Origin of the sequence: Bacillus sp. FSL K6-1145, from assembly GCF_038003425.1 — a bacterium.
Taxonomy (GTDB): Bacteria; Bacillota; Bacilli; order Bacillales; family Bacillaceae; genus Bacillus; species Bacillus pumilus.
The window spans coordinates 459,151-481,086 of the sequence record NZ_JBBOPC010000001.1 but is presented as its reverse complement, the minus strand read 5'-3'; the positions used below and the strand labels follow the sequence as shown (position 1 = coordinate 481,086).

The window sequence follows — 21,936 nt, the reverse complement described above, 5'->3', positions numbered from 1 at the left end:
TTTGCGATAAAATCCAATTAAATTCGAAAAAAAGGATGTTATCACAATGAGTAAGCTATCATCGATCATTCTAGCGGCTTGGCTGCGTGTTCCCCGTTGGTTCAAGCAATGGGTGCTCGTATCCATTTCCATTTTCTTTTTTTATATGTGTTTTGTAAAGGGGCTGACTAGCTGGCATACCTTGCCGCCTGTCACTTTACTATCATGTGTCATCGGTTCTTTCTTCATTTGGCTGTTATGGCTAAAAGGTCAAAAAAATAAGTGAAAGGGGGAAAATCATGAAAGAATCCATTAGTTATTTTGCTATCTCTTTTGTTCTGCAATTGGTTTGGTTTGGCATTGTGCACCCAAATAGAGGCGTGACACTCTTGGACATGTTCATTTTTTCTATTTTGTTTGCGGTGATGTTCTTTTTTATTCAGAAGATTTGGCGTTATCAGAAGAAAGGAAGAAGTGAGTGATCATGAAATGAATCCAATGAAAAAGGCTGCCAAATAGATGGCAGCCTTTTCCTTGCTTTTTTCATGCAAATAAATAATCAATGTGTGATCTCCGTTACGGAGTGTATGAATTAAGATTCGATCATATCAGTGTGTCATATGTGTTCCGAGTGAACCTACGTTTGAAAGTAAACGCCATGGAAGTTCTGGATAACAAGACAACGAAAGCCCTACCTCTCATTCGTCCTTACGGCTCCGAAGCCGTGCCAGTGTGAATTGTAAATCAAAACGTCTTTTTTCCACTCTTCCGCTTTTATAGGGGGCGGGTGCAGAAGGAAAAGAATAAGTTTGTTCGCTTTGACAGCGTCTCGTTCTTATCTAGTAGAAGCTCTATTGCTTCTCATTATGTCATAGAAAAAAGAAAGTTTACTTTCTTTATTTATTTGCTTATTTCAACACTTAATATAAAAATATAACACATCCCCCCATCTTACGCAAGTGTTAAAGTGATAATTCAGCTGGAGTACGGTTTCCTTCATTCATGTAACGAATAGATGTTGGATCAATCTTCAGAATCACTAGGTTCGGATCATCTTTTCCTTTAAACCATTTCTCCATCTCCTCAGACCAAAGGCGGTCGATCAGTTCTGGATCATCGGTTAATGTGGCGGTACCTGCGATTTCTGCATACGTGTCACCGAATCCTTCACCTGAATAACCAATGAGAATATGGACATTCGGGTTTTTTTCAATTTCGTCTGCTTTATGTGTTTCTTTGCTCGTTGGTGTATATAATGTCAGTCCCTCATGGAAAAAAGTCATGTAGCGGGTATGCGGCTTATCCTGTTCAACGGTCGCCAGTGTTCCGACCTTTTGTTCATCTAATAGATTGAGTACCTTTTGTTTTAATTCTTCTTGTGACATATCGTTTCACTCCTTCAAATTTCATCCGTACTCTTAGGTTTCCACGACAATTCATTCATTAAACAAAGAAATGTGTTTTTCATAAAAAGAGATCTTCTGGCTGATGCTATAGAAAACAGGCTCAATGAAGGGAGAAGTTGAACATGCATCATGAAACGATGTTCCATTTGAGTTCACTTGTCATTGCGGCAGTTGTTGTGGGCATTATCGTATGGTCTGTCTCATCTGTGCAGAAAAATCGCAAGAAATACTAAACACACCGCCCAATCAGGTGGGCGGTGCGCTATTGATCATGTATTCATAAAGGAACCGCCGTTGACGTGAAGTGTTTGTCCTGTCATATAAGACGATTCGTCAGAAGCAAGCAGCACATAGCAGCCGACATGCTCTACAGGCTGTCCTGGTCTTCCCATTGGGGTTTCTGCCCCGAAGCTTTCCACACGATCCTCATCAAATGTAGATGGAATGAGCGGCGTCCAAATTGGACCTGGCGCTACACCGTTCACCCGAATCCCATCCTTCACAAGCGACTGAGCCATAGAACGCGTAAAGCCATTGATGGCACCTTTTGTCGCCGTATAATCAATCAGCACTTTGTTGCCTCGATATGGGTTAATGGATGTTGTATTAATAATTGTACTTCCCGGTTTTAAGTAATCCAGTGCTTTCTTCGTAAAATAAAAATAGGAATAGAAGTTGGTTCTAAAGGTTTGGTGAAGCTGTTCACTAGATATATCCTGAATCCGTTCTTTCGGATGCTGTTCAGCCGCATTATTCACTAAAATATCTAATTGCCCAAAGGCTTCAACTGTTTTTTCTACCGCTTTCTCGCAAAAGGCTTCGTCACCGACATCTCCTGCAATCGTTAAACATTTGACGCCTTCCTGTTCTACGCGCTTTTGCGTATCCTTTGCATCCTCATGTTCATTTAAGTACACAATGGCGACGTGTGCCCCTTCTTTTGCATAGGCAACAGACACAGCACGTCCAATTCCACTATCTCCGCCTGTAATCAGTGCGACTTTCCCTTTGAGCTTGCCAGACCCTTGATATGATTCATCCTCAAAGATCGGCGCAGGATTCATTTCCCTTTCACTGCCTGGCTGCTGATCCTGTGTTTGGCGCGGAATGCCATTTGTTAAATATTCACGTAAATCCATGTGTAAGCTCCTCCTTGATTTGTTGATGTATCCTTTCATTACCACCTCACTTTTTCACTCAAACATCCCGGTGCGGCACAGATGCGTTTTGAAAAACGGCATGTTTCAAGATGGATAAAATCGGTTACTAGATCATTAAAAAGGAGCGTTCTCACATGCTGTCAACCATTTCGAAAACCTTTAGCAAACCAAAAGGCTGGCTCGGAAGCATTGCAGGTTTCATTATGGCAAATGAAAATAAAGCACTGAATCAGTGGGCGATCCAGCATTTAGATTTGTCAGATGGTGAAAACATTTTGGAAATCGGCTATGGACCCGGCTACAGCATCAAGCATATGCTTAAGCATTATGAAGGTCTCCATATAGATGGACTAGATGCTTCCTCCACCATGCAGGAGCAAGCAAAATCCCGCGTCAGCAAACGGTCAAAAGACAAACAAGTCCGGCTGTATGTAGGAAAAATCGAGAAAACACGTTTGCCGGGAGAGCAGTATGACAAAGTACTGTCTGTGAACAACTTTACGATTTGGGATGATCCAAAGACTGGCCTACTCAACCTTTATCACACGTTGAAACCCGGCGGAAAACTCGTCATTGTGATGCAGCCAAGAGAAAAAGGTGCTGATGCGAGCCGGACAAAAGAGATGGGTGAAAACATATTGAATGATTTACAGTTTGCGGGGTTTGACCATTTTTCTGTTGAGTATGAGGAAATTCGTCCAACGCTTGCTGTCTGTGTCACAGCCAAAAAGCCGAGAAGCGAATAAGCTCTCGGCTTTTTTCTTACCACTTTGCCTCTTTGACAAATTGATAGAACAGCTGATGCAATTTCTGTTCAATGTCTTCCTTTAACCCATGACCATAAAGCGTCATGCTTTCCTCACTTTCAATGATGGATGAACTGATCAGACTAAACATTTCTGACCCTTCCTTGCCTAGCTCTAGCGGCGCCAGCATCATGAGCATTCGTGACATCTGCTGCTGCCCGCCGTCCATGCTTTTGACCTCGTATGCCTGATCAAGATCATAAATATGAAAGATGGGTTCCTTGATGAACGTATGCTTTAAATGAAAAAGAGCAAATTCTGTACCAGGAATCCCTAAACCACCTTGCTGTTCACGTTCTAGTAAACCACTTGCTACCTCATCCGCATGTGTGATAAATCCTTCCTCTTCAAGCTGACGAAGCAGCTGACTGATTGTTGCCTCATGCTGCGGCATCGCCTTTCTATTGTCGATGGTGAAATGGGACAAGATGCTGCGAATCACAGACATGTAATTCGTCACCTGCTCTGCAACCGCCATCATATTAATGGATTCTTGTACCGGTTCTTTGGCAGCTTCTTTCATCCTTTTTTTCTCGATCATATAAGGAATCTTTCGTTTAATATGAGCCTTCACACGCATAGCATCATCCTCGTTTAAGAGCGGACTGACCATGATGTAATCGATATGCTCATATGGGATAGGAACGGTCGAGACAATCATGTCATAGCTTGATGCATCGATTTCTTTTAGTTCCATCAAGGAAGACAGATCAAATTCGGCGATCTCTGGCAATTCTTTTTTTAACCGAGATGCGAGCATTTTAGAGGAACCGATCCCGCTTGAGCACACGACCAATGCATGAATGTTCGTTTCTTCTTTTTTGATCTCAAGCACTGAGCCAAAGTGAAGCACAATAAAGGCGATTTCATCCTCTGGAAATTCGATCTCTGGAAAGAAACGTTCGACTCCTTCTTCAATCGCCATGAAAAGTAAAAAGTAGTCCTTTTTAATTTGTTGTGTAAGTGGATTGTAGATTCTCATCTTTTCCTTTAAACGGTTCATGGCAGGTTCAAGATGAGACACGAGTCCCTCATACAATGAATCATTCTCATTTAAATGATAGCCAGTTTTATTTGAAATAAAATCAATGAGCTTCTTCGTTCTAATCGCGATATCCAGCTCGATTTCATCAATACGGTATTCTGCCCCAAAGCTGCGGTTTGCACTGCGCAGATGGATCGTCATATATCCGACCTCTGCTTCAGGGATCTCGACATTAAACATGCGTTCAAGTGCTCTTGCGATTCGCAGTGATGATTCAAATTCTTTCGTCCGCTTTAGTTCAAGCAGCTCTTCCTCTTCCATTCGAATGGTTTCGCCAAGCTGAATCCGTTCGATAGCATAGGTTAAGTGAACGACAAGCGCAATATAGGCACTATCAGATAAAGAGAGTGACAGTCGATTTTTCAAATGAAAGAGAAGTCTTTCTACCTTGAGCAGCTGCCCTCTGCTGACAACGCCAAACACTTTTTCCGTCGCTTTCGTTCGTTGCTTGATATTCATTTCAATCGTTTCTAAAAATAATTGAATATCGAGCCGGTCGACAATGAGGTTGCCGACAATCTTTCGTTTTGCTTCCTCCGGTCCTTTTAATTCAATGCCATACCCGCGTTTTCGGATCAGTTGCAAACCGTATGGCGCGATCCACTCCGTCAGTTCATCTAAGTCATAGCTGATCGTCGCATTTGTGACCTGCAAATCGGAAGCGAGTGTATATAATTTCACCGGTTCCTTTGCTTCAAGCAGCGCACATAATATTAAGAGCTTCCGTTCATCAGAGCTATATTCAATTTGATCCTCATTTGACATATGAGCAAGAAGCCGCTGTTTATCCTCCTGTTCACCGACTGCCTTCAAGCCTTTCCCCGGCTGTTTATCTAGTGAAAGATCATAATTCTTTAATATGGGTTTAATCGATTTTAGTTCTCTATGAATCGTTCTTGTACTCACCTGAACAGAATCGGCTATCTCACGAATCGTGACATAACGATTTTGCTGAATGATGTATTTGATGATCTTCTGTTCTCGTGCCGTTATGTACATGAAATGCCTCCTTCTGCAAAAATAGGTCTATTGTCGTACCCTAATATAAAACGCTTTCAACAAAAGATGCAATCTTAAGTTGATCTGACTTTGGCACATCAGCTGTGACAAAATTAAATACAACGTCTGATCATACATTTCTCCAAAATGACGGTCCATAATCCTTTTGATGAAATTGAACCTTTTGTTCATGAAAAGGCAGTGAACCCCCAGCTTTTAAAGAATACGTCGGATTGTATATTGGAGAGCCAAAGCAATAATCCATCGTTCCTTCTTCCGGACGGAAGATGACGGTTCGCATTGTTCCAAACAGCTCCTCATAATTGTGCACAGCCAGACCATCAGGATATTCTGTCTGAAACAGCTTAACAAGAGAATCACTTGTTTGTTGTTCTTTTAATGCCTCTATTAGCATGTCATATCTGACAACAGAATGATGTTTCGTCACCCCTTTTGCTGTTTGATCAGCAAGCGGATGATTTGTGGCTGCAATATAACCTTCCTCCGGTCTTCTCACCATTTTACGGCCATCAATGATTTCAATCACAGCCGCTTCTCCTTTTCGATCAGTAAGCATGAGGTGGACATTTGAGGCAACGGGCATTTCCTGAATAGAGCGAATGGCTTCCTCAACCGTTCTACAGGTTTCCAGAACAGATCGAATCACATGATACACTTGCAAGCCGGCAACTGCTGGAGGCTTTAAACCGGGTTCATTTCCAACCGGCGGACCACATGCAGAGAATGTGACAGAAAGACCATGCTCATTCATCCCATCAGATCTGCCAAACAAAAGCAGCGACGAGCCTGTATGATATGCCAAGCCCTTCACATGTGTCGTCACAAGACGCATATCATCAAATATCGGAGAGAAATCATAGTTACGCAGCATGACCGTTTGTTGACCTGTCTCCATATTTCCCTGCCTCACGCAGTGGGAACAGCCTGGCTGTAGATGAGATGAATAGAAAAAGGTCAAATAGCGCTCATCTAATTGCAGTTCATCACAAAATCCAGCAATCTCTTCTTCTAACTGAGGAAGATAAGGGCGCATCAGCTGCTTCGTTTCTTTCACAGCCTCTTTTGCAAGCGGTTCTGTTCGAATGTATTGTGTCTGTAGCCATTGCTTTTTCTTCATCCAGACAGCCTGCTGCTTTCCCACTTCATAAGCGGTTCCTTTCATTTCTTGAAAATATGCACTGATTTCCTCCATGCCTGCACACCTCTTTCGCTTTCGTTTCTTTTATCATATCGAAACCCTCCTTCATTTAAAAGGATGAAAAAAACTGCAATCCCAATGGATTACAGCTGTTTACAGGATTGTTGAAACAATGCTTTTGCCATTGCTTCATATCCTTTATGGTTCGGATGAAATTGATCAATCGATAAGTACTCATTTTCATGTCCTTCAAACGCCCGGTACACATCCACAACCTCTACATGCGGATTTGCAGCAAGCGAGCGAAGCTGATGATTGTATTGCTGAAGCCACCGCCCGGCTATAGGTATTTGCGGAAAAGGATTATATAAATTCATGAGATACACGCAATAGGGCTGCTTCTGCCCTCTTTTGATCTGAGCGATTTCTTGAATCATTTTGCTGAAATTCGCTTGGCAATGCAGCGTCGCTTGCAGCAATTTCTTTTCATCTTCACCCTTTTCATACTGCTGAATCGCTTGAACAAGGTCATTCCCACAGCCTGTGATGGTGATGATGTCAGCTGCTGCAATAGCACGCCTCACATCAGATCGTTTGAACAGCTGTAAAATCTGATCTGTTGTTAACCCTGACTTTGCAAATACAGACAGCTCAACTGGCGCACGTGTCTTTTTTTCAAGCATCCACTGATACCGCTCTCCGAAGCCTCCACCAAATAAACGTGCCCCCACTCCAACTGTTAAGGAATCTCCAATCGCAACATAGGATCGTCCCACTCTTATCCCTCACTCTCTCCTGCCTTCTCTTATATATACGAAATCGAAGAACAGATGCTTGTAGCAGATGACTTAGAGGCATTCATCTTTTTTTCATGAGACGTCTTTACAAACTCTTTACTTGCGAGATCGACTGATTTTTTGTTCAATAAGAATAGGTTGAGATCATGAAATTTGCACCTGCATGCGTTCCAGAAAAATTTACAAACTTTTTATCTTGATTTCGAGACTTTATACCTTGACTTCAAACTACATTGTGATTACAATAAAAATATCAGTTTTTATGTAACTGTGCTTGTTACATCTTTTTCATAGCATTCCACTATGATTAAAGATGCCACATATTCAGTGTATCTTTGGGATACGCTAAAAAAACCACTGAAACAGAAAGGATTGAATAAACATGGCAAAAGTTTTATACATCACTGCACATCCGCATGATGAAACAGTTTCTTACAGTATGGCTACTGCTAAAGCATTTATCGAATCTTATAAGGAAGCAAATCCAAGTGACGAGGTTGTACATATCGATTTGTACAAAGAAAACATCCCTCACATTGATGCAGATGTATTCGCTGGCTGGGGCAAGCTGCAATCAGGTGCTGGTTTCGATACACTTTCAGCTGAAGAGCAAGCGAAAGTTGCTCGACTAAACGAATTAAGCGATCAATTCGTTTCTGCTGACAAATATGTATTTGTTTCACCACTTTGGAACTTCTCATTCCCACCAGTTCTTAAAGCATACATCGACTCTGTTGCTGTAGCTGGTAAAACATTCAAATACACGGAGCAAGGTCCTGTTGGATTATTAACAGACAAAAAAGCTCTTCACATCCAAGCACGTGGCGGATATTACACTGAAGGTCCTGCTGCTGAACTTGAAGCAGGTCACCGTTACCTTGGTACAATTGCGAGCTTCTTCGGAATTCCTTCTTTCGAAGGTCTTATCGTTGAAGGTCACAATGCTGAACCTGCGAAAGCAGAGCAAATTAAAGCAGATGCAATCGAACGTGCAAAAGCTTTAGGTAAAACTTTCTAATAAACTGAACGCGAAAAGCCAATGATCTTAACGGTCATTGGCTTTTTATTTATCTAGATGAAAGCCTAATTCTCTGGAGATACCGCTCGCGGCTTTTTTGACTTGTTCAATTAAGTATGGAAGACGTTCCTTTTGATAACCTGCTTCAAACCCAGCAATGCTAATTCCTGCTGCGACTTCCCCAAGGTGATTGAATATAGGTGCTCCAACCGCAGCTGTATAGTTTTCAAGCTCCGAATAACTTAACGTATAGCCCCGCTCATTTGATTCTTCCAGTATGTTTCGAAGAACCTCTTTATCTGTAATGGTTCCGATTCCGATTTTCCCTAGCTCAATCGAATCGATATAGGCGAGTCTCTCGTTCTCTGGCAAAAAGGAGAGAATACTTCTCGCACAAGCACCCGCATATAAAGGAGAGCGCCTGCCGACGGCGGTGTAGAGACGAACAGGCTGCGTCCCTTCAATTTTATCCACGTAAATGGCTTCGTCTCCTTCACGAACGATGAGCTGTACAGCTTCTCCCACTTCATCCCGCAAGCCTTCCATAAATGGTCTCGCAATTCTCCGAATATCAAGGCGATCCGCCACAAGCTGACCGTATTCTAGAAACATCAGTCCTAACCGATAAGCACCTGAATCTTGCTTTTCTAATAACCCCATATCGGTTAACGAGCTCGCCATGCGGTGCACAGACGTTTTCGGCATGCTGGAAAGCTCGATCATTTCATTTAACGTTAATTGGTCACGAGCGATAAACAACCGCAAAATCTCCATTGATTTCACGACGGTTTTATTTGTATTTTGCATGGCCATCCCCTTTTCTAAACGAATGCTTCCAGCTTGATTCTAGCAGCAAGCTCCTTCAGTTCTGCTTCTTGCTTAAATACCGCCTGCTCTGCGTCCTGATGGTCGATTCGCTTAAAATACAAATTCGCCCCGGGCATCGCTTGTGCTATGAGCGGCAGATCGACCGTCGCAACTTCTCCAATCCGCGGGTATCCGCCTGTTGTTTGCCGATCTGCCAGCAGAATAATCGGCTGACCGTCAGGAGGAATTTGAATAGAACCAAAGGCAACCGCCTCTGAAATCAATTCAAGCTTTTCTTTTAAATGAACCGGCTCCCCCTTCAAGCGGCAGCCCATGCGATCTGATTGAGGCGTGACCTGGTAAGGCTGTTCAAAAAAGGTGTGTTGAGATGTTTCTTGAAAAAAAGAAAGGTGTCTCCCTGGCAGCACCCGAATCACGGGCGATTTCCGCAGCGGTAAAAAATGCGTATAACTTACAGTCCAATCGGGTGCGCTGTACGCCGCCTGTTTCAGATTGCTTTTGAGTCTATCAGACAATCGATTTGCTACGAGTGATGGCTTTCCAATGGACAGGACGTCTCCTTTTTCAAGCGGACGCCCGTTCAGTCCACCGATTCCTGCTCTCACATAGGTGCTTTTGCTCTCCATGACCGGCTCCACATCGAATCCACCCGCCACAGCAAGGTAAGAGCGGCAGCCCCTCTTACAAGGACCAAAGGTGAGCGTGCTTCCTGATCGAACAAAGAGCGGTTTCCATAAAGGGGCTGGCTCTCCATCGATGTCGATCTCTACATCAGCGCCAGTTACTGCAATAAGCGCATCCTTTTGACACGTCAACACAGGACCCGGCCCCATTAATGTGATTTCCAGTACGGCTTCGTTTTCCTCGTTGCCTGTGAGAATGTTGGCAATTCTAAGCGAGAGCGCATCCATGCCGCCGCTCGTTAAGACGCCATACTTTTGATAGCCTTTCCGCCCTTTATCTTGAATGGTTGTGAACATACCTGGCTTGATGACATGAATACTCAACATTCTGCCTCCTTCATGCTGAAAAATTCCTTTTCAGACATTTGGACAAATCTGACCTCGTCCCCTGCTCTCAATAGACTTGGGACTTTCTCGTCTGGACGAAAGAGTGGCAGCGGGGTTTGTCCAATGAGCTGCCAGCCGCCAGGTGTGGAAATCGGGTAAACGCCGGTCTGCTTTCCCGCAATGCCGACAGATCCTTTTGGAATGGACATTCTCGGTGTTTCCCTGCGCGGGGCTGCGATTTTTTCAGACAGCCCGCCTAAAAACGGAAACCCTGGTGCAAATCCAATCATATAGACAAGATACGTCCCTGCGGTGTGAATACGCACGACTTCTTCTGGTGTTAAATGATTGATCCGGGCGACTTCTTCTAAATCAGGACCCAGCTCTCCCCCGTAGCAGACCGGTATGTCGATGGTGCGGCGCTTAGCCTGAACCCCCTCTTGCCATTTCTCTTCAAGGAGTGTTTCAATATAGCTTTTCACCCATTCATAGGGGGACAAATCTTGTTGTTGAAGATGGGCAGATTGATAAACGGTATACGGCTCGTAGAAAACAGTCACGTTTGTAAAGGCTTGAACAGCTTCCACATATCCGGCAAATGGATGCTGTTCAATACAAGAAAACAGCTGCACAACACGCTCATGAATTTCTTCACATATGTCTGCTCCTGCTTGAATAACAATCGCTGCATCTCCTAACGGGTGGAAGGTGATAGAATTTTTTATTGTTGAAAATGCCACTTGAGGACCCCTCTCTTTCTAAAGCACACCAAGCTGTTGATCTCGTTGATCTGTGATGAACATATGCCCAGGTGCATGGGTAATCGCAATGTCTGGTTTTGTATGCATGACAATGGCTTGCGGCGTCACACCACATGCCCAAAACACCGGGACCTCTCCTTCTTTGATCACAGATGGTTCTCCAAAGTCCGGCTGATCCACATTGTCAATTCCGATCATCGCTGGGTCACCTATATGAATAGGGCCACCATGAACTGACGGGAACCTAGACGTCACTTGTACACTTCTTGTGATCTGATGCGCCGGAATGGGTCTCATGCTGACGACCATCGGGCCATGAAATGCCCCCGCCCTTTCACAAGCGATATTCGTTTGATACATCGGAACGTTATGGCCGTTTTCAATATGGCGAACAGGGATATCATTCAGCATGAGCGCATGCTCAAACGTAAAACTGCAGCCGATGAGAAAGGCAACCATATCGTCCTCCCAATAAGCAGAGATATCTGACACCTCTTCTTGAAGAATCCCTTTTCGGTAAACACGGTATTTAGGAAAGTCCGTACGAATATCCGCTTGAGGTGCAGACCGTCTCGGCACTGGATCACCCGGCTCCAGCACATCAAGCAAGGGGCATGCAGCCGGATTGCGCTGACAAAACAACAGGAAATCAAAGGCAAGTTCCTTTTTGACGATCATTAAGTTGGCTTGAGCATATCCCTCTGCTAGGCCTGCCGTTGGCCCTGTGATTTCTTTTTTACGAATCAACTCTCTGATCTGTGAAGGCTCATATGTTTGATAGATATTCATTCGATTCAGCTCCATAGTTTTGGAATTTCATTGATGATGGTATATCCGCCCATCATTGCCATGATGACAACGACAAATGCGCCTGATACTGTCAAAAAGAATGGATGTCGATAATCCCCGACAATGTCTTTCTTATAAGCCGCTACCAGCAAGGTGCCAAGCGCGAGCGGTAAGATCAATGCATTGATTGCCCCAACTAATATCAATATGTTCACAGGTCTTCCGATCGTAATAAAACAGATGGTCGAGAGGGCAATAAAGCCGATGATAATGCCACGTTGATTTTGCTCAATTTTTGGTGAGAAGGTTTTAAAGAAGGAAACTGATGTATATGCTGCTCCAATGACGGACGTAATTGCCGCAGCCCACATAATAATGCCAAACATTTTATATCCGATATTTCCTGAAGCTAGTTGAAATACAGAGGCAGGCGGGTTAGATGGATCAATCTGCAAGCCTTTTGCGACAACTCCTAATGTAGCAAGAAAGAGTGCTACACGCATGATGGACGTAATGAGGACACCGAAAATAGAGCTTTTCGTCACTTGGGGCAATGCTTCCTTCCCCTTAATACCTGCATCCAGCAAGCGGTGTCCGCCAGCGAAGACGATATAGCCGCCTACTGTTCCGCCTACAAGTGTCACAATGGATAAAATATCAATTTTCTCTGGGACAAATGTTCTCACTGCCGCTTCTCCAACTGGCGGTGCTGTTGAAATCGCCACATACAGCATCAGACCAATCATGACAAAACCCGCTATCTGTGTGAAACGGTCCATCGCTTTTCCAGCCTCTTTGATCACAAAGATCAGAATAGCAATAGCAGCACTGACCCCTGCACCGATTCGCGGATCGACTCCGAAAATGACCTGAAAACCGAGACCAGCACCAGCGATATTTCCGATGTTAAAGGCAAGTCCCCCAATGACAATCAAAACGGCCAGGACATAGCCGAGACCCGGCAGAACCATATTTGCAATATCCTGCCCTCGTTTTTCTGACACAGCGATGATGCGCCATACATTGGTTTGCGCAAAAATATCTAACAAAATAGAGATGAGAATGACAAACCCAAAGCTAGCCGCCAGCTGCTGTGTAAAGACAGTCGTTTGTGTTAAAAATCCCGGTCCGATGGCGGACGTCGCCATTAAAAAGGCTGCGCCCATCAGCATAGACCGGTTCCCCTTTGGTGCCTTCGTGTGCTTGACTTCCTCTTTTTTCATGCTGTTTCCCCCTTTGATGACGATTTTTATTGAAAGGCTTTGAGATGAATGCTCGCTTCTTTTAGCTTTGATGTAATAGTTTTGGCAAATTGGAGCGCATGGATGCCGTCTCCGTGAATACAGACAGTATCCGCTTTAAGCGAAATGTCTTCCCCTTGAACGGTATGAACCTTCCCTTCTCTCACCATACGAACGACCTGCTGAACGGCCAGTTCATCGTCTTCAATGAGTGCGTGTGGTTCGCGGCGGGATGTCAGCGTCCCGTCTGATTGATAGGTCCGATCAGAAAATACTTCATGCGCCACTTGAAGACCCATTCTCTCACCTGCTATCGCAAGTTCACTGCCTGAAAGCCCGTATAATACAAGACTTGGATCGACATGATACACAGCCTTCGCAATCAATTCAGATAATTCAGTATTTTTAGCCGCCATGTTGTACAGGGCGCCGTGTGGCTTGACATGCTGCATCGTGCCGCCTTCTGCTTTGAGAAAGGCTGATAGAGCGCCAATTTGATAGACGACGAGATCATAGGCTTCCTCTGCTGAAATCGCCATTGGACGTCTGCCAAATCCGACTAAATCTTGCAGCCCCGGATGCGCGCCAATTCGGACCCCTTTATCCAGTGCCATTCTGACGGTTTTTCTCATGACTGTTGGATCTCCTGCATGAAAACCACAAGCGATGTTGGCTGAGGTGACATATTCTAAAATTTGTTCATCCGAACCGATAGTATATTGACCAAAGCTTTCTCCCAAATCACAGTTGATATCTACTTGATACATAGGATCCCTCCTTGTTGTTCCGAATAACGGAACATAAAGTCCGAATATTCGAATTTATATTGATTATATCAATTTTGGATAGATTGCACATGACATTGTCAGAAAACATAACAATAGAACTAGGACATAAAAAAGCGAGAGGATATCGCCTCTCGCTTTTTCATCATGTTCTTTATTTAGACAGCACCCAATGCTGGATGGCTTTTGCTACACCGTGTTCTGTGTTAGGAGCTGTAATCCAATCAGCCGCTTCTTTCACAACTTCTTGCGCATTTCCCATCGCAATGCCTAATCCGGCTTCTTGGATCATGGCCATATCATTTAGGCTGTCGCCAAGCGACATGACATTGTCCATCGTACAGCCAATGCGTTCTGCTACCTTTGCAAGAGCTGCCGCTTTGTTAATGCCAGCTGCATTGACTTCGATATTGGTTGGACTTGAATTTGTAATCTCTAGATGACCATTTGTTTTCAGTGTATTGAGCACTTCCTCACGAACGTCATCATCATGAATATCAAAGCCAAATTTCAACCATTCATGGTCATGAATTCGTTCTGGAAATTCACCTCTCCACACCTTATCCACAGTGGAAGCCCAGTAATCGGTTTCGTACCTATTTTTTAGATCCCACATCATTTGGACATGATCAGGATGCAATAGATCTCGTTCGATCAGCTGGAAGTTTGAATCCCAGATTTCACTTCCGTTTGCTGTCACAAGGTAAGAGGACAGCTTGAGCGGCTCAACCAGCTCTCGGCATGTCATCAGCGTCCGCCCTGTGCTAATCACCACATGGACCCCTTTTGCTTCAGCATCTTTAATGGCTTGTTTATTTTCCTCTGGAATGACGTGTTCACTGTTTAACAGCGTGCCATCCATATCAATGGCAATCAATCGGATGTCTTTCTTATCAGCTTGAATGGACAAATTGAGTACCCCACTTTGTATCATTTTTTGTAACTATCTTTATTTTAATATAAAGAGGGAGATGGCACAAAGGGACGAGTTTGATCCCATAGAAAAAAGACCTTGTTACAGGTCTCTTCGCATTGGCTTAGCGTTCACATGCAATCCCGTCTTTATCACGGTCAAGTCGCTTATTTTTTTGGTAAAGTGCTTTTGACACATACGGCTTGTACTTTGTTTTGCCGCCTTTGTTTTTCGTGTTTTTGCTTTTCGCTACGCCGCCTTTATAGACTTTGTTCAGCGCTTTGCAGTTTTTGTAGGACTTGACTGTTTTTGCATCTGCAGTGTGGGTGTCGACTTGTGTAACGCTTAGTAAAAGACCTAAGGACAAGACAGCCACCATGATTTTTTTCAACATGTAGAATCCCCCTATTTTTTCTATTTTTACATTTTTATCATATGTCACCACTTTTTGTTTTTCAAGACTATCGAGCTAAATATATTGATTTTTTTGGAATAAAGCATGCTTTATATCCTATATGGTACACTGAGTGGGAAACCTTTCCGGTTTTGACACGTATATGAAGAGAGGAGTTTTTCACATGAAAATGAAATATACCATTCTATATGTAAACGATGTTGAGGCAAGTATTCATTTTTATCAACATGTACTTGGCTTTCCTATGAAACTCAGGGTTGAATCCTATGTTGAGTTTGACACGGGGGACGTGACATTATCGATTAACTCGCGTCAGGATGTCAAAGATGCACTTGGATTGCCTGTCCCTGAAGCAAATCAATCCTCGCAAACGTTTGAGATTGGATTTGTTGTGGATGATGTGGAACAAACCATTGCATCAATGAAGGAAAAAGGGGTTTCGATCATCAAAGAACCTGCAAAAAAACCATGGGGTCAAACCGTCGCTTATGTCGCTGATCCTGATGGTCATTTCATTGAAATATGTGATGCCGTCTCCTAATCCTGTTTAAAGGAGTGAACCAGTATGAGAAAAAAACATGCCTTTATCGCCGGTGTTTGTTCGATGATTGTGATTTGCAGTGCCGCTATTATTTTGCAGCACCATGAGTGGATAGGATGGGTCAGTGGTGGAATCTCTATTATCGGGATCATGATGTCTGGGCTTCTAATGGGGGCTTGGACAAGTGGAAATGAAACAAGAGCCGCCTATCATTCTGAAACGAAAGAACACCGCATGTGGCGTCTGGATACGGCCTTTCTCATGATGATCTTTGCACTTCCGCACATGGCAGTGTCGATCTTTTATTTTTTAATGTAAACACTTGTTAAAAGGAGTTCGTCATATGGCTGTTTTTATTTTATTCGTTGTATTTGGCTTCCCTATTCTTTCTGTGCTGATTGGCATTTTTGGCACAATGCTTTTGAAGAATGTTTGGATGCCGACTTTGATTGTCCTGTTAGCCAGCGTCATTCTCATGTACACATACATTGGCGGGGATGAATCCTTTCTCATTTGGGTCATCATCTACACCGTCTTTACGTTGATCGCTGCATGGATGACAAAGCGGTTTCGGTTCAAGTAAAAAAGAACAGTTTGCACTGTTCTTTTTTTGATCATATATCGGCGCACCATAGCTCAATTTCAATTTTCAGCTCAGGCCATCCTAAAGCTGATACATAAGCAACCGTCATTGATGGGTAAGCTGTTTTGAAGATCGTATCCCACTGAGGATATAGATGATCCCAGTCGATTTCTTCTGTTGCCCATATATTGACCTTGATGACATGCTCTTCATTCAAACCTTCTGATTCAAGGATTTTTTTGATATTTTCAAACGTATTGGTTACCTGGTCGTTTAAACTTGATGGTACCTGTCCATCGATATCTGTTCCGACTTGACCCGATGTAACAAATAATCCCGCGCCCTTTGGTACTCTTGTGATATGACTATAGCTGCCAACGGGCTTCGGCATACTTTCTGGGTTTTTTCTTGTGATTTTTTCCATATGATTTCCCTCACTCACTTTGATTTTTCTGCTAGATTTCTCTTCATGTAGACAGACTTCACCAATTTCTATCTATCCTAAAAGAAAACAGCAGTGGAGTATCCATAGCCACAAGGTAAGAACATCAATATTTTCTTTTTCATGACCGGAACACTCCCTTTTGATTGCGTGAGCAAGGTTTTGATTATCTATATAGTACCTGAAACGAGACGTTCAGTCAAAATGGTTTATAGACGATAGCGCGCAATATCGTGATTCAATCGTATGCTTAGTTCATTGAGCCTTTCTGCTGCTTTTGCCACATTGGATATGGCTGTCACTTGTTCGTCTGTGGATGCGGTGATCTCTTCGATCGCAGCGGCATTTTCCTGAGAAATATGGGCTGCGCCTTGCATGGCTTTTGTGATGAGGTCGTTTTGCTCTAGTAATGCATTCAGCTCTTTTGCCATGGCGTCTGTTTCAACGATGGTTTGTGAAATCGACGTAGAGATGGCATTGAATTCATGTTCTGTTGCATGTACCGCGTCATCTAACTCAGCGAAACGATCCATTGTGTTTGACATCATGTCGGCTGTTGCCGTCGTTTCTTCTTTAATGCCTTGTACCATTTGCTGAATTTGCACTGCTGATTGTTTTGTCTGCTCTGCTAAATTCCGCACTTCACTCGCCACAACCGAGAAGCCCTTACCGTGCTCTCCTGCGCGTGCTGCTTCTATGCTGGCATTCAGCGCAAGTAAATTCGTCTCATTTGAAATACTTTCAATCGTATCTGTAATTTTAGAGATATCCTGTACTTTTGTACTTAATTGCTCAATGCCTGCTCTAATGCCTTGAGACGCTTGAATGGATTGTTCATTTGATTGTTTTAATTGCTGAACAATTTGCTGGCCCTGCTGCGAAGATTGATTCGATTGGTCAGAGATTCGTTTAATTTGGTCACTTTGTTCTTTGACGTTCTCAATCGATTGATTGAACTGGGTCATTTGTTGATTGGCTACATCAAGGTCAGATGCCTGATGATGCGTTCCAGTCGATATGTCACCAATCGCTCGGCCAATCTCTTCACTGCTAGCTGAGGTTTCTTCAGATATTGCTGATAAATCTGTGGCTGATTCGACGAGTTGACTGCTCGTTTCCTGTAGACCGCTTACAAGTGTCCGGAGTTCTCCTGACATATGATTAAAGCCTTTTGCCAGCTGTCCAATTTCATCTGTTGTTTCTTTTAAACTCGTGCGTTCAATATTCCCCTCCGCAATTTCTTTTGAAGCAGCAGTGACTTGCTTGAGCAGTCTGACCTTTCCTCGAGCAGCTAAATAAAAGACGCCAAGGCTGAGAAGAGCGACACCTGCTGTAATGAGCATGATATAGAGCTTCATCTGCTCTAATTCTTTATAAAATTCATCCTGAAAGACGGCAATGCCGATACTCCAATTCCAGGGCGTGAACTGGCTCATATAGGCAAGCTTTTGCTTTTCTTCCCCAGTGGCATCGTCCTTATCTAAATAGGTCACATAGTGTGCATCCTCGCCTTCTGATTTGGCTCCAGCGACCATTTTTTCACGATTGGTCGTGTTATCTGGAATGACACCAATGTCATTGACAGGATGGACTTGAGAGGAATAATCTGCTCCATATGCGACAAGATAGCCTTTATTTTTATAGATAAAATCTGACTTTTGAAATTGGTACCCTTTCCCGTTGTCATTTTTTGGCCCGCTCAAGTAAATGCGGGCTTGTTCCTGTGCCTGTTCAATCGTCAGTTCTTTTTTCTCTACACGATCATTCAACTGTTCAAGTGTAGCCATTGCTCCGCTGACAATGTGCTTTAAATCTGCTTTCCCCGCATCAATTAAGACATGTTTCGCTAATAAATACCCCGTTGTCCCAACAAGTCCGCCGGTTAAGATCGTGATGACGATAATGGCAGACATTAATTGAAAAAAGACACTCCTTGACGCAAACATTTTCCTTTTCATATACAAATTCCCCCTTACTTCATATATCGACAAACGGGGTAAAGTATTAAAAAGTCATCAAAAAATCCCTTTCACTCGTTGGAAAGGGATTTTCTAATTATCGAGCTGTTTCTTTAAGAATGGCTTGATAGAGATCATCTGCTGGCGTGAGGCCACATACTTCTTCCAGCACACCTTCAATGCCTTTTTCTTTTCTTAATGCCTGCAAACGAACCGCTTCTTCGTCTTCGGCGAAGTCATAAGCAAGAGCTGCAGCAATGCCTTTGATTAAGTACACTGGCTGCTTGATCTTTTTCGCCGGTCCGATTAAACGGTCATCTGCTCCTAGCTTTCTAAGAGGAGAGCGTGCGACGCGAGTGACTTCGTCGGAGATAAAAGCATTCTCGAATCGTTTGATGATTTTTTGAATATACGCATCATGTTCTTCTTTTTCAAAGCCATAAGTGTCGATTAAATAACTGCCCGTTTCGTGCAGTGCACCTTCAACCACCTGGCGAATCTCTGGTGTATCGACGGCTTCTTTAATCGTTTGAACGCCTTGCTGATACCCGACATAAGCCGCTAGTGCATGTCCTGTATTGACAGTAAAGAGCTTGCGCTCAATATACGGCGTCAAATCTTGTACAAAGGTCGCTCCGTCAATTTGAGGAACGTCCCCAATAAAGCCAGCCTCATCAATGACCCATTCGAAAAATGGCTCGACTGATACTTTTAAAATGTCCTCATGGTGCTGAATCGGCACAATGCGGTCCACAGCAGCGTTTGGAAAACCAACTGTTTTTGATAACGCTTCTTGTTCCTCTTCTGTTAGATGAGAGAAAACGGCTTCTTTTAAATGAGAGCTGCCTCCAATCATATTTTCACATGCCACGATGTTGATGATATGGTCAGGCTTTTTCTGTTTCAATCCTTCAGCAATCGATGAAGCAATGATCTTCAAAACGGTTGGTCCAACAGCTGTTGTAATCAAATCGGCTGATGCCACCGCCTCTGTTAATGCCGCTGGGTCTTGTGCAGAATTGATCGCTGTCACTGGACCGACTACTTCTTGCTTCTGACCTGGTGCTGCGAGTTCAACCGTGTATTCTCCTCTTGCATTCAGCTCGTTGATGACCGCTTCATTTACATCAGTGAAGACAAGCTCAAAGCCTGATGTTTTTAACAAAGAACCGATAAACCCTCTGCCAATATTCCCTGCTCCAAAATGAAGTGCCTTCATGTTAGTTCACCTCGTTAAAGATGGCGATCAATTCATCCTGATCCTTTGCATGGATGATGCGTTCTACATTTTCCTCTTCTGAACAGACAATCGCAATTTGAGAAAGAATATCGAGATGTTCGTTGTTTTTACCTGCGATACCAAAGACGACTTTGGCGATATTTCCTTCGCCGTATTCAACGCCACCTGGAATTTGAATGATGGAAATCCCAGAATGAAGGACAGCTGCTTTCGCATCCTCTGTTCCATGAGGAATCGCAATCCCGTTGCCCATAAATGTAGACGAGATATTTTCTCTTTCAAACATTTTGTCAACATAATCACTTGTGACATAGCCATTTGCCACTAGGACTTCGCCTGCTTTTTTAATGGCTTCTTCTTTCGAGCCTGCTTGTTCGTTTAGAAATATATTGTCTTTTGATAGTACTTGTTTCATGAATGATCACACCTTTTTTTAGAATGGAAAATCAGGAAAACAACCAAAACGGGGAGTTCAATGAAGAAAAATTGAACTCAACCCGTTTCGCCATGTTATTTTTTCAATTTCTCAATTAGCTCATCGTATTTCGGGCTGTTTAAGAAATTATCAACTGAGATATGCACAGCGCCTGGCAATTTTGCCTTGGCTCTGTCTGTTAAATCTTTATGAGTGAAGACCACATCAGCATCATTTGGAATGTTGCTGATGGATGTGTTTGTCACATCAATATCAAGCTCTGCCTTTTTGACTTTATTCTTTAAGATGGATGCGCCCATCGCACTTGAGCCCATTCCTGCATCACAGGCAAAGATGATTTTGTTCACATCATCTGGATTGACATCACTTGGAGATGCTGCTTGCTCATTTGCTTCAGCGTCTTCTTTTTGTGCTGTAAGAGCAGAGGCGGCTGCGCTTTTCTTCCCTTTCATGTCCTGCATTTTTTCTGTTGCTGCTGTTAAGTCTTCGTCAACTGCTTTTGAAGCTTTTAAAATCACAGAAGCGACAAGGAATGAGACGACGGTAGCCACGACAACACCTGCTAGAACAGCAAGATGTCCGCCTTTTGGTGACATCAGCATGAGAGCGATAATACTTCCTGGTGACGGCACAGCCTTTAAGCCTGCATTTAACAGGGTAAAGGTCAGAACGCCGCTCGCTCCCCCTGCAATCACCGCCAAAATGAGCTTTGGTTTCATTAAGATGTACGGGAAGTAAATCTCATGAATTCCTCCTAAAAATTGAATGACAATCGCACCCGGTGCAGACTGCTTTGCATTCCCTCTTCCGAAGAACATGTATGCAAGTAGAACACCTAAACCTGGCCCTGGGTTTGTTTCAAGCAAGAACAGAACGGACTGCCCTGTCTTCGCCGCTTGCTCTACTCCTAAAGGACCTAAAATTCCTTGGTTAATCGCATTGTTTAAGAACAAGACTTTCGCTGGTTCAATGAAAATACTTGCTAGCGGAAGCAAATGTGCATTCACAATGATATCTACACCTGCCGCAAGGGCTTTATTTAGACCAAGTACCACTGGTCCGATGGCGTAGAAGGCAATCGCGACAAGAATGGCACCTAAAATCCCTGCCGTAAAGTTATTCACAAGCATTTCAAAGCCCGATTTGATTCGATCTTTGAAGAGCTGATCAATTTTCTTAATCAAGTAACCGCCAAGTGGTCCCATGATCATGGCACCTAAAAACATTGGAATGTCCGAACCGACAATGACCCCAATCGTCGCAGTTGCACCGAGTACCCCGCCTCGATGGTCGTATACGAGTTTACCGCCTGTGTAACCAATTAAGAGCGGCAGTAAGTAGTTGATCATTGGGCCAACAAGTGAAGCTAATTGTTCATTTGGCCAATAGCCACTCGGAATGAATAAGGCCGTAATGAGTCCCCAAGCGATAAATGCTCCAATATTCGGCATAATCATGCCGCTTAAATAGCTTCCAAAGCGCTGTACTTTTACGCGGAATCCGCTTTTTTCCTGCATCTATGAAAACTCCTTTCTTCTTTCCCTTTATTTAGGGCTTTATAGGTCAAAAGATATAAGAACAAGTGTCAGTGAAGCCCTTAACCTTATCGTAAAACGCTTTCACTT

At 43.5% G+C, this 21,936-nt stretch carries 25 protein-coding genes; 7 read left to right on the top strand and 18 right to left on the bottom strand.

Annotated elements, in window-relative coordinates:
- Positions 1 to 46: 46 nt before the first annotated feature.
- Both MHH41_RS02325 and MHH41_RS02320 read left to right on the top strand, forming a co-directional pair.
- The gene (locus tag MHH41_RS02325) at positions 47 to 265 is read left to right on the top strand and encodes a hypothetical protein (protein WP_137055625.1); all 219 of its coding nucleotides are present in this window, start codon (positions 47 to 49) and stop codon (positions 263 to 265) included.
- A gap of 13 nt (positions 266 to 278) precedes the next feature.
- Positions 279 to 461 (top strand): hypothetical protein, encoded by a 183-nt coding sequence (locus tag MHH41_RS02320; RefSeq protein WP_003214089.1) that lies wholly within the window; start codon positions 279 to 281, stop codon positions 459 to 461.
- Between the two features lie 480 nt (positions 462 to 941).
- Here the strand turns inward: MHH41_RS02320 and MHH41_RS02315 are convergent, their stop codons facing one another.
- Entirely contained in the window at positions 942 to 1,364 is a 423-nt protein-coding gene (locus tag MHH41_RS02315; RefSeq protein WP_003213986.1) for a pyridoxamine 5'-phosphate oxidase family protein, read from the bottom strand.
- 290 nt (positions 1,365 to 1,654) lie between these two features.
- On the bottom strand, positions 1,655 to 2,524 hold the full coding sequence (locus MHH41_RS02310; RefSeq protein WP_003214206.1) for an SDR family oxidoreductase: 870 nt from the start codon (positions 2,522 to 2,524) through the stop codon (positions 1,655 to 1,657).
- A 155-nt stretch (positions 2,525 to 2,679) separates the two neighbouring features.
- Here MHH41_RS02310 and MHH41_RS02305 point away from each other — a divergent pair, with 155 nt between their 5' ends.
- A complete protein-coding gene (locus MHH41_RS02305; RefSeq protein ID WP_106036108.1) occupies positions 2,680 to 3,291 on the top strand; it encodes a class I SAM-dependent methyltransferase in 612 nt (203 codons plus the stop codon).
- A 16-nt stretch (positions 3,292 to 3,307) separates the two neighbouring features.
- Here the strand turns inward: MHH41_RS02305 and MHH41_RS02300 are convergent, their stop codons facing one another.
- The 3 genes from MHH41_RS02300 to MHH41_RS02290 all read right to left on the bottom strand — a co-directional run bounded on the left by MHH41_RS02300 (position 3,308) and on the right by MHH41_RS02290 (position 7,330).
- On the bottom strand, positions 3,308 to 5,395 hold the full coding sequence (locus MHH41_RS02300; RefSeq protein ID WP_212046387.1) for a BglG family transcription antiterminator: 2,088 nt from the start codon (positions 5,393 to 5,395) through the stop codon (positions 3,308 to 3,310).
- Positions 5,396 to 5,525: 130 nt separating this feature from the next.
- Positions 5,526 to 6,608, bottom strand: coding sequence for a C45 family peptidase (locus MHH41_RS02295; protein ID WP_310026056.1), 1,083 nt, complete (start codon positions 6,606 to 6,608; stop codon positions 5,526 to 5,528).
- Between the two features lie 89 nt (positions 6,609 to 6,697).
- On the bottom strand, positions 6,698 to 7,330 hold the full coding sequence (locus MHH41_RS02290) for a GDSL-type esterase/lipase family protein (RefSeq protein ID WP_340865538.1): 633 nt from the start codon (positions 7,328 to 7,330) through the stop codon (positions 6,698 to 6,700).
- Positions 7,331 to 7,733: 403 nt separating this feature from the next.
- Between MHH41_RS02290 and MHH41_RS02285 the strand changes: the two genes are divergently transcribed.
- A complete protein-coding gene (locus MHH41_RS02285) occupies positions 7,734 to 8,369 on the top strand; it encodes an FMN-dependent NADH-azoreductase (protein WP_003214444.1) in 636 nt (211 codons plus the stop codon).
- Between the two features lie 45 nt (positions 8,370 to 8,414).
- Here MHH41_RS02285 and MHH41_RS02280 read toward each other — a convergent pair whose 3' ends face one another.
- The 8 genes from MHH41_RS02280 to MHH41_RS02245 form a co-directional block, all read right to left on the bottom strand.
- Entirely contained in the window at positions 8,415 to 9,176 is a 762-nt protein-coding gene (locus tag MHH41_RS02280) for an IclR family transcriptional regulator (RefSeq protein ID WP_050945516.1), read from the bottom strand.
- A 14-nt stretch (positions 9,177 to 9,190) separates the two neighbouring features.
- Positions 9,191 to 10,204: a 5-oxoprolinase subunit C family protein gene (locus MHH41_RS02275; RefSeq protein ID WP_340865537.1), complete on the bottom strand. Its 1,014-nt coding sequence runs from the start codon at positions 10,202 to 10,204 to the stop codon at positions 9,191 to 9,193.
- Positions 10,201 to 10,947, bottom strand: coding sequence for a 5-oxoprolinase subunit PxpB (pxpB, locus tag MHH41_RS02270; protein WP_340865535.1), 747 nt, complete (start codon positions 10,945 to 10,947; stop codon positions 10,201 to 10,203). Before pxpB ends, MHH41_RS02275 begins: the two co-directional genes overlap by 4 nt.
- Before the next feature lie 18 nt (positions 10,948 to 10,965).
- Positions 10,966 to 11,757, bottom strand: a complete 792-nt coding sequence (locus tag MHH41_RS02265) for a putative hydro-lyase (protein WP_212046382.1) — start codon at positions 11,755 to 11,757, stop codon at positions 10,966 to 10,968.
- Between the two features lie 5 nt (positions 11,758 to 11,762).
- Entirely contained in the window at positions 11,763 to 12,980 is a 1,218-nt protein-coding gene (locus tag MHH41_RS02260; RefSeq protein ID WP_050945512.1) for an NRAMP family divalent metal transporter, read from the bottom strand.
- Positions 12,981 to 13,006: 26 nt separating this feature from the next.
- Positions 13,007 to 13,765, bottom strand: coding sequence for a LamB/YcsF family protein (locus MHH41_RS02255; protein WP_340865533.1), 759 nt, complete (start codon positions 13,763 to 13,765; stop codon positions 13,007 to 13,009).
- A 172-nt stretch (positions 13,766 to 13,937) separates the two neighbouring features.
- Positions 13,938 to 14,717, bottom strand: coding sequence for a Cof-type HAD-IIB family hydrolase (locus tag MHH41_RS02250; RefSeq protein ID WP_438264037.1), 780 nt, complete (start codon positions 14,715 to 14,717; stop codon positions 13,938 to 13,940).
- A gap of 103 nt (positions 14,718 to 14,820) precedes the next feature.
- The gene (locus MHH41_RS02245; RefSeq protein WP_003214076.1) at positions 14,821 to 15,090 is read right to left on the bottom strand and encodes an excalibur calcium-binding domain-containing protein; all 270 of its coding nucleotides are present in this window, start codon (positions 15,088 to 15,090) and stop codon (positions 14,821 to 14,823) included.
- 184 nt (positions 15,091 to 15,274) lie between these two features.
- On the opposite strand from MHH41_RS02245, the gene MHH41_RS02240 reads away from it, so the two are divergent.
- Genes MHH41_RS02240 through MHH41_RS02230 form a run of 3 tightly spaced genes read left to right on the top strand, consistent with a single transcriptional unit; the run spans position 15,275 to position 16,235 of the window.
- The gene (locus tag MHH41_RS02240; RefSeq protein ID WP_003214168.1) at positions 15,275 to 15,652 is read left to right on the top strand and encodes a VOC family protein; all 378 of its coding nucleotides are present in this window, start codon (positions 15,275 to 15,277) and stop codon (positions 15,650 to 15,652) included.
- 24 nt (positions 15,653 to 15,676) lie between these two features.
- Complete coding sequence (locus tag MHH41_RS02235) at positions 15,677 to 15,970, top strand: DUF5316 family protein (RefSeq protein ID WP_003214359.1); 294 nt, start codon at positions 15,677 to 15,679, stop codon at positions 15,968 to 15,970.
- Between the two features lie 25 nt (positions 15,971 to 15,995).
- Complete coding sequence (locus MHH41_RS02230; RefSeq protein WP_003214096.1) at positions 15,996 to 16,235, top strand: DUF2651 family protein; 240 nt, start codon at positions 15,996 to 15,998, stop codon at positions 16,233 to 16,235.
- 31 nt (positions 16,236 to 16,266) lie between these two features.
- On the opposite strand, the gene MHH41_RS02225 is transcribed toward MHH41_RS02230, so the two are convergent.
- From MHH41_RS02225 to MHH41_RS02205, 5 genes are all read right to left on the bottom strand, one after another.
- Complete coding sequence (locus MHH41_RS02225; protein WP_034664057.1) at positions 16,267 to 16,659, bottom strand: RidA family protein; 393 nt, start codon at positions 16,657 to 16,659, stop codon at positions 16,267 to 16,269.
- A gap of 227 nt (positions 16,660 to 16,886) precedes the next feature.
- Entirely contained in the window at positions 16,887 to 18,635 is a 1,749-nt protein-coding gene (locus MHH41_RS02220; protein WP_340865528.1) for a methyl-accepting chemotaxis protein, read from the bottom strand.
- A gap of 97 nt (positions 18,636 to 18,732) precedes the next feature.
- Positions 18,733 to 19,854 carry a mannitol-1-phosphate 5-dehydrogenase gene (locus tag MHH41_RS02215; protein WP_340865527.1) on the bottom strand — a complete coding sequence of 374 codons (1,122 nt, stop codon included), beginning with the start codon at positions 19,852 to 19,854 and terminating at the stop codon, positions 18,733 to 18,735.
- A gap of 1 nt (position 19,855) precedes the next feature.
- Positions 19,856 to 20,290 carry a PTS sugar transporter subunit IIA gene (locus MHH41_RS02210; RefSeq protein WP_335364929.1) on the bottom strand — a complete coding sequence of 145 codons (435 nt, stop codon included), beginning with the start codon at positions 20,288 to 20,290 and terminating at the stop codon, positions 19,856 to 19,858.
- A 95-nt stretch (positions 20,291 to 20,385) separates the two neighbouring features.
- A complete protein-coding gene (locus MHH41_RS02205; protein WP_212046378.1) occupies positions 20,386 to 21,828 on the bottom strand; it encodes a PTS mannitol transporter subunit IICB in 1,443 nt (480 codons plus the stop codon).
- Positions 21,829 to 21,936: the final 108 nt, after the last annotated feature.